This window comes from Streptomyces sp. NPDC056161 (assembly GCF_042268025.1).
Classification (GTDB): Bacteria; Actinomycetota; Actinomycetes; order Streptomycetales; family Streptomycetaceae; genus Streptomyces.
Map to the genome: position 1 here is coordinate 272,364 of NZ_JBHJUV010000003.1, position 14,285 is coordinate 286,648.

Sequence of the window (14,285 nt, forward strand, 5' to 3'; positions counted from 1 at the left end):
GCCGTACCCGTCGGTCGGAGAAACCCTTGCGGCGAGCAGTCACATCCGCGAGTGCGGCGCCGGTTTTGGCGCGGAGAGGGGCCGACGGTGCGCCGTACGGTGTTCAACGAGGATCACGAGGCGTTCCGGGAGACCCTTCGCGCCTTCATCGAGGCCGAGGTCGTGCCGGTGTACGACGAGTGGTTCGCCGTCGGCCAGGCCCCGCGCGAGTTCTACCTCAAGCTCGGCGAGCTGGGCCTGTTCGGCATCAACGTCCCGGAGGAGTTCGGCGGCGCGGGCTTCGAGACCCACAAGTTCGAGGCGATCCAGTACGAGGAGACCGCCCGCGCGGGCGTCGCCTTCGGCGGTTCCGGCGTGCACACGCTGCTCGGCCTGCCGTACATCAAGATGCTCGCCGGCGACGAGCAGAAGAAGCGCTACCTGCCGAAGTTCGTCACCGGCGAGGAGATGTGGGCCATCGCGATGACCGAGCCGGGCACCGGCTCCGACCTCGCGGGCATGAAGACCACCGCCAAGCTCTCCGCCGACGGCACGCACTACGTCCTCAACGGCGCCAAGACCTTCATCACCGGCGGCGTCCACGCCGACCGCGTCATCGTCTGCGCCCGCACCGCCGCGCCCACCGCCGACGACCGCCGCTTCGGCATCTCCCTGTTCGCCGTGGACACCAAGGCCGAGGGCTACTCCGTCGGGCGCAAGCTGGACAAGCTCGGCCTGCGCACCTCCGACACCGCCGAGCTGGCCTTCGTCGACGTCGAGGTCCCCGCCGAGGACCTGCTCGGCGAGGAGAACAAGGGCTTCTCCTACCTGGGCGCGAACCTGCCCTCCGAGCGCTGGGGCATCGCCTTCGGCGCGTACGCGCAGGCCAAGGCCGCCGTCCGGTTCGCCAAGCAGTACGTCCAGGAGCGGACCGTCTTCGGCAAGCCGGTCGCCCACTTCCAGAACACCAAGTTCGAGCTGGCCGCCTGCCAGGCCGAGGTGGACGCCGCCGAGGCGGTCGCCGACCGTGCCCTGGAGGCGCTGGACGCGGGCGAGCTGACCCCGGCCGAGGCCGCGAGCGCCAAGCTGTTCTGCACCGAGGTCGCGCACCGCGTCATCGACCGCTGCCTCCAGCTGCACGGCGGCTACGGCTACATGAACGAGTACCCGATCGCCCGCCTGTACGCGGACAACCGGGTCAACCGCATCTACGGCGGCACCAGCGAGATCATGAAGTCGATCATCGCGAAGGACATGGGTCTCTGAGGGCCGGAGCCGTGCGGCGGGTGCGGCGGGTACGGCGGGTACGGCGGGTACGGCGGGTACGGTGCGCCGGTCGGCAGGGGCCGACCCCGGCCGTGACCCCGGCAGCGGCACCCGCCGGCGGCCCGCCGACGGCCGTCGCCCGAGGTGCGATGGCGGCGGACGCCGACCCGGTACGGACAACGGCGTGATGCGCGGCTCCCCTGTGGGGCCGCACATCGCGGTGTGACGGGACGCCGGTCCGTCAGTCGCCCTCGCCCAGGCCCGCCGTGGCCAGCAGATAGGCCGTCATCGGGTCGTAGTGGCGCGGGCTGAGGACGTGGTCGTCGAGCGGCACCGCCACCTGGAGCGTGCCCTCCGACTCGGCGAGGAACAGGGCCGGATCGTTGCAGTCCGCGTACCCGACGGAGTCGACGCCGTGCTGTGCCGCGTACCCGGCCCAGCCGTGGTCGGCGACGACCAGGTCGGGCAGCGGGCGCTCCGCGTGCTCAAGTCCCGTCAGGATCGCCCGCATCGGCTCACCGGAGTGGGTGTGCCAGAGCGTGGCCCCGTGCTCCAGGACGGCCACGTCCGCGAACTGCATGACGTACCCCTCGTCCGTCCGCAGTCCGTCCGGAATCACCACGATCTCGCAGCCGGCGGCGCGCAGTGCGGCGGCCGTGGCCCGGTGCACGTCGAGCAGGCCGCCCGGGTGGCCCGTCGCGAACAGCACCCGCTGCCCGCCGTCGGCCGCCTTGCGCAGCCGCAGCGCCAGCCGGTCCAGGGCGTCGACCGTCAGCTCGGGGTCGATGGTGTCCTGTCCGTACCGGTACTCGGCGTCGTCGTTGACACCGACCCGCTCCGCCATCACCGCGAGCACGTCCTGCTCGTCCTGCCAGCGGTCGCCGAGCTCAAGGCCGAGCCAGAAGTTGCGGTCGCCGTTCGACAGCTTGCGGTAGTGGGAGAGGTTGTTCTCGCGGGGAGTGGCGACGTCGCCCGCGATACGGGTGCGCACGAGATGGTCGACTAGCTCGGCACGGCTGGGTGTCCCGGGTATCGGCATGCCCCCCATTGTGGGGCAGCGGGTGGTGCGGTTCGCCCTGCGTATCGCCCGCTGGGACGCGGGTCACTCACGGGTGCTCCGGCTGCTTCAGCGCGAACCAGAGCTCCATGCGGACATCGGGGTCGTCGAGGTCGGTGCCGAGAAGGGAGGCGCACCGGCCGATCCGCTGCCGCACCGTGTTGCGGTGCACGGCCAGCGCGACCGCGGTGCGGTCCCAACTGCCGTGCAGGGACAGCCAGGTGCGCAGGGTCTCGGCGAGCGCGGGCCGGCCGGTGAGCGGCGCCAGCAGCGCGCGGGCGAACTCCTCCGCCGTGTCCGGCGCGACCAGCCCGTCCAGCCCGGGGCGGCCGGTGTGGCGGACCAGCGCGCCGCGGGTGGCGCGGGCGCGGGCCAGGGCGCGGGCCGCCTGGGCGTCGGCGGACGGCCACCTCGACGGGGTGGCGGGGGCGCTGACCCCGAGGGTCCAGCCGGGTTGCGGGGCGGGTTCGCGGCCGGCCGGCACGAGCACCCGTACGACGTCACCGGCGAGGTCGACCAGCGTCGAACCCAGCGCCGCTCCCAGCGCGGCCGCGGCGGCCGCGTCCGGCACCCGGGACGGTGGACGGGCCTGTGCGCGGGCGGCGTGCACGACCGTCCACCGTCCCGCACCCAGCAGCGGTGCCACGTCGTCCGGTGCGGCGCCGAGCAGCAGCCGGACGAGCGCCGAGGAACGCGCCGCCCCGGCGCCGCCGCGGTGCTCCGCGGTGAGCAGGGACAACAGGACGGCGGCCACGGAGGCGATGGTGTGGTCCCCGGCCTCCCGCCGCGGTGCGGCGACCGCGAGTACGAAGCCCTGCCCGTTCCCGAGGGCGTAGGCGGCGAGATGGGTGCCGCCCAGGGTGTCGGCGGCGGTGGCGGGACCGGGACGGGCGGGCCCTGGGAGGACCGGGTGCGCTCCGGGGTCCGGGTGTGTTTTGGGGGCCGGGTGTGTTTTGGGGGCCGGGTGTGCTTCGGGGTCCGGGTGCGCTCCGGGGTCCGCGTGGGTTTCGGTGGCTGTGGGTGCTTCGGGGCCCGCGGGTGTTCCGGTGGCTGTGGGTGCTTCGGGGTCCGTATGCGCTGCGGCGTCCACGTGCGTTCCGGTGCCCGTGGGCGCTTCGGTCTCCGTGGGTGTTCCGGTGTCCGTGGGTGTTCCGGTGTCCGCGGGTTCGGTGGCGTCGTCGCGTCCGGCGGCGGTGTCGCGGGGTCGGTCGGCGGGCTCCGGGTCCGTGGCGGCCGAGGGGGGCGCCCCCGCCGCGCGCACCCGGTCCGCGGTGGCCGGGGCGGCGGGCGCGGGCCAGTGGCCCGGCCCGGGGACCCGGGCGCTCGGCCCCGGACCGGGCTGTGCGGGGTCCGAGGGCGGGCGGGCGGCGGCGAGCGGCCGTACGACCCGGGTCAGCCGGTCCAGTGCCGGGCGCACGCCGTCCTCCCCGGCCCGGCCGGCGGCGGCCACCTCCGTGCCGTCGGGCCCGTACAGGACCGCACGGCCGCCCAGGTGCCGGGCCAGGCGGCGCAGCACCGCGGGGACGGGGTCGGGGCGGGCGGCGGCGGACGCCAGGCTCCGCTGGGCCTCCGTGACCCGGCGCAGTTCCGCCAGCCGGGCCTGGGCCATCAGCTGCCAGACCGCCCGCGCCACGGCCGAGAAGGTCGTCCGCGGCGGGACCTCGACCAGCGGCAGGCCGGCGGTCTCGCAGGCCGCGACCAGGGCCCGCGGGACCGTGTCGTGGACCGGGGCGACACCGAAGCCCAGCGCCGCGCCGCCCGCCGCCACGATCCGGGCGACGTAGTCGTCGAAGTAGCCGGCGAGGCGGTCCGCCGCAGCCGGCTTCCCCCGGCCGGCGGCACCGCGGTGCGGGCCCGCCGCCGTGGGGACGTGCACGCCCGCGGTCAGCAGCAGCTCGCCGCCGAGCAGGTACGGGTACGGGTCGGACATCTCCGAGGTGTGCGCCCAGTGGACGACGACCCCGTCGCCCGACGGTCCGGCGATCTGCCGCAGGGCCAGGTCCTCCCGGGCCAGCAGCGCCGTCAGCGGTACCGGTGGGGTGGGCGGGACGGGTGGTGCGGCTGGTGCGGGCGTGTCCGGCATGGTGTGCGTTCCTTCCATCCGGCCTCGCTCGAATGGATGAAACGTACACTTCGCAGTTGCTTTCCGGCCACCTAATGTCGGTCCGGACCGGCAGTCGCGGGTACGGGCGGATGTCCCCGCGATCCGCTGCCGGCGTCCCCGTTCCCCGGAAGCCCCACGTCCCGGAGAACCCGACCGTCTCCGCACGACGCGTCCCTGCACGACACGCCCCCGACCGTGCGCGAAGGAGAGCCCCCACATGGCCGTCGACTACACCGTGATCGCCGTCTATCTCGTCGGCATGCTGGCCATGGGCTGGTGGGGCATGCGCCGCGCCAGGTCCAAGAGCGAGTTCCTGGTGGCCGGCCGCCGCCTCGGGCCCGCGATGTACTCCGGCACCATGGCGGCCATCGTCCTCGGCGGCGCCTCCACCATCGGCGGCGTGGGCCTCGGCTACAAGTACGGCCTGTCCGGCGCCTGGATGGTCCTCACCATCGGGCTCGGTCTGCTCGCGCTGAGCGTGTTCTTCTCCGCCCGCATCGCCCGCCTGAAGGTCTACACCGTCTCCGAGATGCTCGACCTGCGCTACGGCGGCCGGGCCGGCGTCGTCACGGGCGTGGTCATGTGGGCGTACACGCTGATGCTCGCGGTGACGTCGACCATCGCGTACGCCACGATCTTCGACGTCCTCTTCGACCTGAACCGCACCGTCGCGATCGTCATCGGCGGCACGATCGTGGTCGCCTACTCCACCCTCGGCGGCATGTGGTCCATCACGCTCACCGACATGGTGCAGTTCGTCGTCAAGACCGTCGGTGTGCTGCTCCTCCTGCTGCCCGTCGCGGTCGTGAAGGCGGGCGGCTTCGCCGAGATGAAGGCCGAGCTGCCCACCGGTTACTTCGACCCGCTGGGCATCGGCGGCGAGACGATCTTCACCTACGTCCTGATCTACACCTTCGGCATGCTCATCGGGCAGGACATCTGGCAGCGCGTCTTCACCGCCCGCAGCGACCGGACCGCCAGGTGGGGCGGCACGGTGGCGGGCACCTACTGCCTCGTCTACGCCCTCGCGGGAGCCGTCATCGGCACCGCGGCCAAGGTGCTCTACCCCCGGCTGGGCAGCCCGGACGACGCCTTCGCCACCATCGTCAAGGACGAACTCCCGATCGGTGTGCGCGGGCTGGTGCTGGCCGCCGCGCTGGCCGCCGTGATGTCCACCTCGTCCGGCGCGCTGATCGCCTGCGCCACCGTCGCCAACAACGACATCTGGTCCCGGCTGCGGGGCGTGCTGCGCCCCCAGGGGGTACGGGGGGTACGCCACCAAGTGGACGCGCACGACGGGCACGGCACGCACGACGCGCACCACGGGCACGGCGGGCACGGCACGCACGACGGGCACGACGCGGCCGTACCGGGCGGGGACGCGCGCGACGAGGTCACCGGCAACCGCGCGTTCATCCTGATCATGGGCGTCGGCGTGATCGCCACGGCCATCGCGCTCAACGACGTCGTCGAGGCCCTGACCGTCGCCTACAACCTGCTCGTCGGCGGGCTGCTCGTCCCCGTCCTCGGCGGACTGCTGTGGAAGCGCGGCACCGTACAGGGCGCCCTCGCCTCGGTGCTGGTCGGTGGCCTCGCGGTCATCGGCCTGATGGCCTCCTTCGGCATCCTCGCCAACGAACCCGTCTACTACGGCCTGCTGTCCTCCCTCGCCGTCTACGTCGTCGTCTCGCTGCTGACGAAGCCGACCGACGCCGCCGTCCTGGCCGCCTGGCGCGAACGCCTCGCCGGACGGACCCCCGAACTCCCCTCCGCACCCGCACCGGCCCACCACTAGAGTCGTCCGGAAGCAGTACATGCGCGAACAAGCGCAAGAAAGAAGGCATTTCACCATGAGCGGCACCGAGACGCCCCGCGGGCCCGTCGACTCCTCCCGCATCCCGCGCTACGCGGGCCCCGCGACCTTCGCCCGGCTGCCCCGCCTGGACGAGGTTCCCGCCGCCGACGTCGCCGTCGTGGGCGTGCCGTTCGACTCCGGTGTCTCCTACCGGCCGGGCGCCCGGTTCGGCGGCAACGCCATCCGTGAGGCGTCCCGGCTGCTGCGCCCCTACAACCCGGCCCAGGACGCCTCGCCCTTCGCGCTCGCCCAGGTCGCGGACGCCGGCGACATCGCCGTGAACCCGTTCCACATCGGCGAGGCGGTGGCGACCGTCGAGGCGGCGGCCGACGAACTGCTCGGCACCGGCGCCCGGCTCGTCACCCTCGGCGGCGACCACACCATCGCGCTGCCGCTGCTGCGCTCGGTCGCCAGGCGGCACGGCCCGGTCGCACTGCTCCACTTCGACGCCCACCTGGACACCTGGGACACCTACTTCGGCGCCGAGTACACCCACGGCACCCCGTTCCGGCGGGCCGTCGAGGAGGGCGTCCTCGACACGTCGGCCCTCTCCCACGTCGGCATCCGCGGCCCGCTCTACGGCAAGCAGGACCTCAGCGACGACCAGAAGATGGGCTTCGGCATCGTCACCTCCGCGGACGTCTACCGGCGCGGCGCCGACGAGGTCGCCGACCAACTGCGGCAGCGCATCGGCGACCGGCCGTTGTACGTCTCCATCGACATCGACTGCCTCGACCCGGCCCACGCGCCCGGCACCGGCACCCCCGAGGCGGGCGGCCTGACCTCCCGCGAGCTGCTGGAGATCCTGCGCGGCCTGGCGTCCTGCAACCTGGTGTCGGCGGACGTCGTCGAGGTGGCGCCCGCCTACGACCACGCCGAGATCACCGCTGTCGCCGCCGCCCACACGGCGTACGAGCTGACCACCCTGATGACCCGCAGGATCGCGGCGGACCGCACCGCGTGACCCCGGCCCTCCCGTACCCCCCGTACCCCCCGCACCCCTCCCAGGAGACCGAGCCCCAGTGACGCACGACCACGACCTGGTACTCCGCCCGACCCCCGCGCAGACGGCGGCGGCCCTCGCCCCTCCTCCCGGCCGCAACGGCGGCGACCTGGTCGTGGAGACCCTGGCCGGGCTCGGCGCGACCACCGTGTTCGGCCTGCCCGGCCAGCACGCCCTCGGTGTCTTCGACGCGCTGCGCCGCTTCGACCTGCGCTACATCGGCCTGCGGGTGGAGAACAACGCCGGTTTCGCGGCGGACGCGTACGGCCGGATCACCGGCGAGGCCGCGCCCCTGCTGCTGTCGACGGGGCCGGGCGCGCTGACCTCGCTGGCCGCGCTCCAGGAGGCGGCGGCGGCCTCGGCCCCCGTCCTCGCCGTCAGCAGCCAGATCCCGACGGCGGGGCTGGGCGGCGGGCGCCACGGGTATCTGCACGAACTGCCGGACCAGGCGGCCTCGTTCCGCGGTGTGGTGAAGTCGGTGCACACCGTCCGCGCCCAGTCCCAGATCCCGTCCGCCCTCGCCGCCGCGTGGAAGTCGGCGCTGACCGCCCCGCACGGTCCGGTGTGGGTGGAGATCCCCGAGGACGTGCTGCTGGCGGAGACGGCCCTGCCGGTCGTGACGGCGATGGACGCGACCCCGGACGAACTGCCGCCGCGCCCCGAACTGACCGCCCTGGCCGCCGACCTGCTCTCGCGCGCCGCCCGGCCGGCGATCATCGCCGGCGGGGGAGTGGTCCGGGCGGACGCGTCCGGCAAGCTGCGGCGGCTGGCCGAACGGCTGGCCGCCCCGGTCGTGACGACCTACGGCGGCAAGGGCGCGTTCCCGTGGGAGCATCCGCTGTCCCTCCGGTCCTGGCTGGAGGACCGGCACACCACGGAGTTCCTGGCGGACGCGGACGTCCTGCTGGTCGTCGGCTCGGGACTCGGCGAACTGTCGTCCAACTACCACACGTTCGCGCCGCGCGGCCGGGTGATCCAGATCGAGGCCGACCTCGGCAAGCTGGAGTCCAACCACCCCGCCCTGGGCATCCACGCGGACGCCCGGCTCGCCCTCCAGGCACTGCTGGAGACGGTGGACGAGCGCACGGACGAGACGGCACCGGAACGGGTACGGGCCCTGCTCGCCAAGGTCGCCGATCGCATCGCGGCCCAGGAACTCACCCTGGAACAGGAGGTGCTGGCGTCGGTCCGGCGGGCCCTGCCGCCCGGTGCGCCGTCCTTCTGGGACATGACGATCCTGGCCTACTGGGCCTGGTCGGCCTTCGACGCCCAGGCCCCGAACGCCATGCACTCGGCGCAGGGCTCCGGCGGCCTCGGCTACGGCTTCCCGGCGGCGCTCGGCGCGGCCGCCGCCGACCCGACCCGCCCGGTGCTGGCGGTGTCGGGCGACGGCGGCGCGCTGTACTCGATCGCCGAGCTGGCGACGGCCCGCCAGTACGACCTGAACGTCACCTGGCTGATCGTCGACGACGGCGGCTACGGCATTCTGCGCGAGTACATGACCGACGCGTTCGGCCGGGCCACGGCGACGGAGCTGACCCGCCCCGACTATGTGGCGCTGGCCGCGTCCTTCGGGGTCCCGGGGGTGCGGACCACGCCCGGGGCCCTGGCGGCGGACCTGGCGGACGCGCTGGCGTCACCGGGCCCGTCGGTGGTCGTGCTGCCCGCGGTACTGCGGATGTTCGCGCCGACGCACCTCGGCTGACGACGTGGATGCGCCTACGACGTGGATGCGCCTACGACGTCGATGTGCCTACGACGCCGACGCGCCTCGGCTGACGCCGACGGGCCGGGCCGACGACGCCGGTGGGCCGGTGGCCGGCGTCGTGGGTCAGCAGGCGCCCGGCCCCACACCGTCGATACGGCCGCCGAAGTCACCGAGGTACTTCGAGCGCCAGTCGCCGTTGTACACGTCCCGCTTCTCGACCGGCGACCAGTTGATGAAGCAGGCGCGGGCGCTCGCGACGAAGGAGCCGACGTGGTCGTGCAGGCTGGGCGGCATGTCGCGGTAGCCACTGCGGGACGTCCACTCCCAGTAGGAACCGCCGAAGCCCTCGCTGCTCCAGAAACACACCGATCCGTCGGGACAGGACGGGGCGGCGGCCTGGGCGGAGGCGGCCTGAGCGGGCGCGACCAGGGCCGTCAGCGCGAGGGCGGCGGCGACGGACCACGAACGAAGCTTCATATAGCTCTCCGTAAAGGCGAGTTGGGGCGCCTCGGCGAAGGGGCCGAGGCGCCTCCATGCTCCGGTCCGGGCACCGGGACACGCCCGGGTGCAAGATCGGCGTCACCGGTGTGAGCGAATTAGTCGTTCAAGCACACCAGGAGGGGAGCCGGGAGCCGTTCGTGGACGGGCCGGGTCAGCTCACGTCCGACGGGTCCAGCCGGTAGACCGTCGACGAGCCCGATGACTTCGACGCGCTCGACGAGTCGGACGCGTCCGACGACGAGCCGGACGTCTCAGAAGTGCCGGACGTCTCAGAAGTGCCGGACGTCTCAGAAGTGCCGGACGGCTTCGACGAGCTGTACGCGCTCTCCGGTACCGCCGTGCCGTGCTTCTGCACCCACTGGGTGACCTCGGTGCTCAGGGTGCTGCCCCCGCCCAGGCCGCCGCCCATGCCACCGCCGCCGAGCTGGACGTAGTGCAGCTCGCCCTTCGTCACCAGCTCCTTGAGCTTGTCGAGCGTCATCGCCTTGTCGGTGCCGGTCCAGCCCCACATGGAGATGACCGGCCGGCCGCTGCTCACGATGAGCTGGGACGCGGTCTGCGAATTGGCCACCGCGAGCAGCCAGGTGGCGCCGTCCTGGTGTTTCTCCAGGTACGAGATCAGCCCGGGGTCGGTACCGCCCCGGCCGCCCATGCCGCCCGCACCCCCGCCGGCGCCGGCCGCGTCGCTCGGCGGCTCGCCGCCCGCCTCCGCGCCGCCTCCGCCGGGGAAACCGCCGCCCGGCAACTCGCCGCCGCGCATGTCACCGCCGTCGGTCGCGCCGCCCTCGCCGCGGCCCGGGAAGCCCCCTTCGGGGAAACCCCCGCCCGGGGAGTCGGCGCCCGCCTCGGCGTCCGCACCGCCCTGCCGGGGCAGCTCCGCGTTCCCCGGATCCCCGCTGCCGCTGCCTCCGTTGCCGCCGAAGCCGCCCCGGCCGCCGCCACCCGGTCCGCCGCCCTGCCCGCCGCCGAACCGGCCGCCCGTGGCGGGGCCCGCCGTCGGGTTCGTCCCGCCCATGCCGCCGCCCGAGCCGGTGGGCACCGACCAGGCGTACGCGGCCGGGCCCGCCACCGCCGCGACCACCGCCGCGGCCACGGAGGCCGCCAGCAGCCGTACCCGCCTGCCGTCGCGGAAGACGAACAGGCCCACGATCCCCGCCGCCATGAGCACGCCGACCGTCGGCCACAGCCAGGTCTGCCAGCCGGTCGCCCGGCGCAGCAGCACGATCGCCCAGATCCCGGTCAGCGCGAGGGCCGCGGGCAGCACCCAGGCCCAGCGCCGGTCGGTGCGGAACGCCCGCAGCAGCATCGTCCCGCCGCCCGCGCACAGCGCCGCGATGCCGGGTGCGAGGGCGGTCGTGTAGTACGGGTGCATGGTGCCCTCGGCCAGGCTGAAGGTCACGAAGTGCAGCACGGTCCAGCCGCCCCACAGCACCAGCGCGGCGCGGGTCGGGTCGGTGCGCGGGGCGCGTCCGCACAGCAGCAGACCGGCGCAGAGCGCGACCGCGGAGAACGGCAGCAGCCAGGAGATCTGGCCGCCGAGGATGTCGTTGAACATCCGGCCGAGCCCCGCCGCGCCGGAGAAGCCGCCCCCGGCGCCGCCTCCGCCCCCGCCTCCGCCGCCCATGTTGTCGTCGCCGCCGAAGACCCGGCCGAGGCCGTTGTAGCCCATGATCAGGTTCCAGGCGGTGCCGTCCGTGGAGCCGCCGACGTACGGCCGTTCGGACGCGGGGACCAGGGAGACCGCCACCGCCCACCAGAGACTGGAGACGGCCAGCACCACGGCCGCCAGCGCCAGGTTGACCAGCCGCTTCACCAACGCGGGCCGGGCCGCGTAGAGATAGACCGCGAAGACGGCGGGCAGGGCGATGTAGCCCTGGAGCATCTTCGTGTTGAACGCGAGGCCGAAGCAGACCGCCGAGCCCAGCAGCGGCAGCAGCCTGCCGCCACGGACCGCGCGCAGCGCCAGCGCCGCGCCGCCGACCATCAGCAGGAGCAGCAGGGTGTCGGGGTTGTTGTCGCGGTTGATGGCGACGGTGATCGGGGTCAGCGCCAGGACCAGCGCGGCCACGGTGGCCGCCGCGTGGCCCCACACCCGCCGCACGCAGGAGTGCAGGATCCAGATCGTCGCCAGCGCGGCCACGATCATCGGCGCCATCATCTGCCAGGTGCCGTAGCCGAGGACGCGGCAGGACAGGCCCATGACCATGAGCGCGAGGGGCGGTTTGTCGACGGTGAGGAAGTTGCCCGCGTCCAACGAGCCGAAGAACCAGGACTTCCAGCTCTCCGTGCCGCTCAGCACGGCCGCGCTGTAGAAGCTGTTGAGGCCGGACGCGGAGAGGTTCCAGGAGTAGAGCACCGCCGCCAGGACCATGATCGCGATCAGTGTGGGGAGCGACCAGCGGGGCCGCGCCGCCCGGGGCACCGCGTGCCGGTGGGCCGGCGGCCGGTCAGAGGCGACGGTCGGGTGGGGGAGTGGATCGGTGGCTGAGGTCACCGGCGCATCGTGCACAGCGGGCGTGGGCGGACGCTGTGCCCCGCCTTGCCTCTTCCTGTGAGAAGTCCGCTGAGAAGCCCGGTGAGAAGTCCTGTGAAAAGTCACAGGACGCCGAAGGGGCGACGCGTGAAGGCTTTCGCTCTTTTGTCACCGGTGAGCCCACCCGTGCAACCTTTCGGGTGAATCCGTGAGTCAACAGGTACATGACTTACTGGATACCCAGCCGCGCCACGGTCCGGGCCGCCGGCGTCGGTGCCGCGCTGCTCCTCCCGGGCATCGTCGCCGCCGCTCCGGCCGCCGCCGCGGCCACGCCCACGGTCAGTTGTACGTCGGCCAAGGCGGGCCTCGCCGCCAAGTTGAAGAAGGACATCACGGCGGCCGTCGCCGGCCGCAACGGCACCATCGCCGTCGGTCTCTACGACCGCACCTCCAAGACGACCTGCACCCTGCGGTCCACCACCGCCTATGACTCCGCCAGCGTGGTCAAGGTCACCGTCCTCGCCACGCTGCTGTGGGACGCGAAGAAGCACAACCGCTACCTGACCGACCGTGAGGCCACCCTCACCAAGGCCATGATCACCAAGTCGGACAACGACGCGACCAGCAAGCTGTGGAAACAGCTCGGCCTGACGAAGATCAAGGGCTTCCTGGCCGCCGCGAAGATGACGCGGACCACGCCGGGCGCGAACGGCTACTGGGGCCTGACCCAGATCAACGTGACCGACGAGCAGAAGCTGCTGTCGCTGATCACCGCCAAGAACAGCGTGCTCAGCGACAACTCCCGTGCCTACATCACCAAGCTGATGGGCCAGGTCGTCTCCTCCCAGCGCTGGGGCACCCCGTACGGCGCGCCCTCCGGTGTCGCCACGCACGTCAAGAACGGCTGGCTGCAACGGTCCACGCACGGCTGGCGGGTGCACAGCGTGGGCACGTTCACCGGCGGTCGCCACAACTACATGATCACCGTGCTGACCCACGGCAACAGCACCATGAACTACGGCATCAGCACCATCCAGGGCGTCGCCAAGGCCATCCACAAGGACCTTGCCGCGGCCGGAAGTTGAGCGTTCGGCGGGTCCCCCACGGTGTCACCGATCTGTTCTACGGTGACGCCCGCGCGCATGCGAACCGTACTCGCCACGTTCACCGCCGCGCTGGGAGCGGCCACCTGCCTCACCGTCGCGGGGACCGCCGAGGCGGCCGTCCCCGCGGCGGGCGGCGCCTGCTCGCCCGCCGTGTCCATCGACCGCTTCTCGGACGCGCTCGACAAGACGACGTACGACGGGACGTTCGTCGGCAACCTCTCCGCGCTCGCCGTGGACCTCGACGGCTCCCTCGCCGCCCTCTCCGACCGCTCCACGCTGTTCGGGCTGGACGCGACGACCCTCCGGCCGGCGTCGGCCGTCCCGCTCGCCGACGAGAAGGGCGCCGCGCTGGACTCCGAGGGCCTGGTCGTGGACGGCGACGGGACCCGGCTGGTCACCTCCGAGACCGAGCCGTCCGTACGCCGCTACTCCCGCGACGGCCGGATCCTCGACCGGCTGCCGGTCCCGTCCGCCCTGCGGGTCGCCCCGGCGGGCCGCGCCATGGCCAACCAGACCTTCGAGGGCCTGACCCTGCTGCCCGGCGGCCGTACCCTGCTCGCCGCCATGGAGGGCGCGCTCTCCGGCGACGCCGCCGACACCGTCCGCTTCCAGACCTGGCAGCGGACGAAGGACGGCCACTTCCGCCTCTCGGCGCAGTACGCCTACCGGACCGACCCCGGGCTGGGCGTGCCCGAGGTGCAGGCGACCCCGGACGGTCGGCTGCTGGTCCTGGAGCGCGGCTTCACCGCGGGCGTCGGCAACACCGTCCGCCTCTACCTGGCAGAACCCCGGCACGCCACGGACGTCAGCGGCGTGGAGAACCTGACCGTCGGGCCCGGCGTGCGGCCGATCCGCAAGATCCTGCTGGCGGACCTGGTCACCTGCCCGTCCCTGGGCGCCACCGCCAAGCAGCCCCAGCCCAACCCCCTCCTCGACAACATCGAGGGCATGACGATCACCGGCCGGGACCGCACCGGCCTGAAGATCCTGCTGGTCAGCGACGACAACCAGAACACGGCACAGACGACACGGTTCTACTACCTCCACGTACGCCTCTGACCAGCCCCGGCCAGGCCGGCGCCCCGAAAGGGGCGCGGGGAACCGCGCGCCCAGCCACGGACAAGCCGCGGACCGATGCCCCCGTGTCCCCCGCGGCGGTGCGGCCTGGGCACCCCGTCGGACCGTTGCCCGCAGTGGAGCGGAGGCCCAGGCGCGCCCCGGAAGGGGCGCGGG

The 14,285-nt window shown here is 73.4% G+C and carries 10 protein-coding genes; 6 read left to right on the forward strand and 4 right to left on the reverse strand.

Translation table 11 applies throughout. The features are described from left to right. Positions 1-87 precede the first annotated feature (87 nt). Positions 88-1,245: an acyl-CoA dehydrogenase family protein gene (locus ACFC09_RS04935; RefSeq protein ID WP_376524009.1), complete on the forward strand. Its 1,158-nt coding sequence runs from the start codon at positions 88-90 to the stop codon at positions 1,243-1,245. 241 nt (positions 1,246-1,486) lie between these two features. Here ACFC09_RS04935 and ACFC09_RS04940 read toward each other — a convergent pair whose 3' ends face one another. Next, positions 1,487-2,284: a phosphatase gene (locus ACFC09_RS04940; protein WP_376524010.1), complete on the reverse strand. Its 798-nt coding sequence runs from the start codon at positions 2,282-2,284 to the stop codon at positions 1,487-1,489. 67 nt (positions 2,285-2,351) lie between these two features. Next, positions 2,352-4,385: a helix-turn-helix domain-containing protein gene (locus tag ACFC09_RS04945; RefSeq protein WP_376524011.1), complete on the reverse strand. Its 2,034-nt coding sequence runs from the start codon at positions 4,383-4,385 to the stop codon at positions 2,352-2,354. Positions 4,386-4,623: 238 nt separating this feature from the next. Between ACFC09_RS04945 and ACFC09_RS04950 the strand changes: the two genes are divergently transcribed. From ACFC09_RS04950 to ACFC09_RS04960, 3 genes are read left to right on the forward strand one after another with little or no spacing between them, the layout of a single operon-like run. Next, on the forward strand, positions 4,624-6,201 hold the full coding sequence (locus ACFC09_RS04950; protein WP_376524013.1) for a sodium:solute symporter: 1,578 nt from the start codon (positions 4,624-4,626) through the stop codon (positions 6,199-6,201). A 55-nt stretch (positions 6,202-6,256) separates the two neighbouring features. Continuing rightward, positions 6,257-7,225, forward strand: coding sequence for an agmatinase (gene speB, locus ACFC09_RS04955; RefSeq protein ID WP_376524014.1), 969 nt, complete (start codon positions 6,257-6,259; stop codon positions 7,223-7,225). Between the two features lie 58 nt (positions 7,226-7,283). Beyond that, positions 7,284-8,969, forward strand: a complete 1,686-nt coding sequence (locus tag ACFC09_RS04960; protein WP_376524015.1) for a thiamine pyrophosphate-binding protein — start codon at positions 7,284-7,286, stop codon at positions 8,967-8,969. Positions 8,970-9,095: 126 nt separating this feature from the next. On the opposite strand, the gene ACFC09_RS04965 is transcribed toward ACFC09_RS04960, so the two are convergent. Together ACFC09_RS04965 and ACFC09_RS04970 are read right to left on the reverse strand one after the other, a co-directional pair. Further along, entirely contained in the window at positions 9,096-9,449 is a 354-nt protein-coding gene (locus ACFC09_RS04965; RefSeq protein ID WP_376524017.1) for a peptidase inhibitor family I36 protein, read from the reverse strand. A gap of 175 nt (positions 9,450-9,624) precedes the next feature. Further along, positions 9,625-11,967, reverse strand: a complete 2,343-nt coding sequence (locus ACFC09_RS04970) for an ArnT family glycosyltransferase (RefSeq protein ID WP_376524018.1) — start codon at positions 11,965-11,967, stop codon at positions 9,625-9,627. A gap of 203 nt (positions 11,968-12,170) precedes the next feature. On the opposite strand from ACFC09_RS04970, the gene ACFC09_RS04975 reads away from it, so the two are divergent. Together ACFC09_RS04975 and ACFC09_RS04980 are read left to right on the forward strand one after the other, a co-directional pair. Next, on the forward strand, positions 12,171-13,031 hold the full coding sequence (locus ACFC09_RS04975) for a serine hydrolase (protein ID WP_376524020.1): 861 nt from the start codon (positions 12,171-12,173) through the stop codon (positions 13,029-13,031). Positions 13,032-13,088: 57 nt separating this feature from the next. Then, a complete protein-coding gene (locus ACFC09_RS04980; RefSeq protein WP_376524022.1) occupies positions 13,089-14,111 on the forward strand; it encodes an esterase-like activity of phytase family protein in 1,023 nt (340 codons plus the stop codon). The last annotated feature ends 174 nt before the right edge of the window (positions 14,112-14,285 follow it).

Bases quoted from the DNA above. Each gene is read 5' to 3' on its own strand.
- ACFC09_RS04975 (WP_376524020.1), top strand. From the start codon at position 12,171: ATGACTTACTGGATACCCAGCCGCGCCACGGTCCGGGCCGCCGGCGTC.
- speB (WP_376524014.1), top strand. From the start codon at position 6,257: ATGAGCGGCACCGAGACGCCCCGCGGGCCCGTCGACTCCTCCCGCATC.
- ACFC09_RS04940 (WP_376524010.1), bottom strand. From the start codon at position 2,284: ATGCCGATACCCGGGACACCCAGCCGTGCCGAGCTAGTCGACCATCTC.
- ACFC09_RS04965 (WP_376524017.1), bottom strand. From the start codon at position 9,449: ATGAAGCTTCGTTCGTGGTCCGTCGCCGCCGCCCTCGCGCTGACGGCC.
- ACFC09_RS04950 (WP_376524013.1), top strand. From the start codon at position 4,624: ATGGCCGTCGACTACACCGTGATCGCCGTCTATCTCGTCGGCATGCTG.
- ACFC09_RS04980 (WP_376524022.1), top strand. From the start codon at position 13,089: ATGCGAACCGTACTCGCCACGTTCACCGCCGCGCTGGGAGCGGCCACC.
- ACFC09_RS04945 (WP_376524011.1), bottom strand. From the start codon at position 4,385: ATGCCGGACACGCCCGCACCAGCCGCACCACCCGTCCCGCCCACCCCA.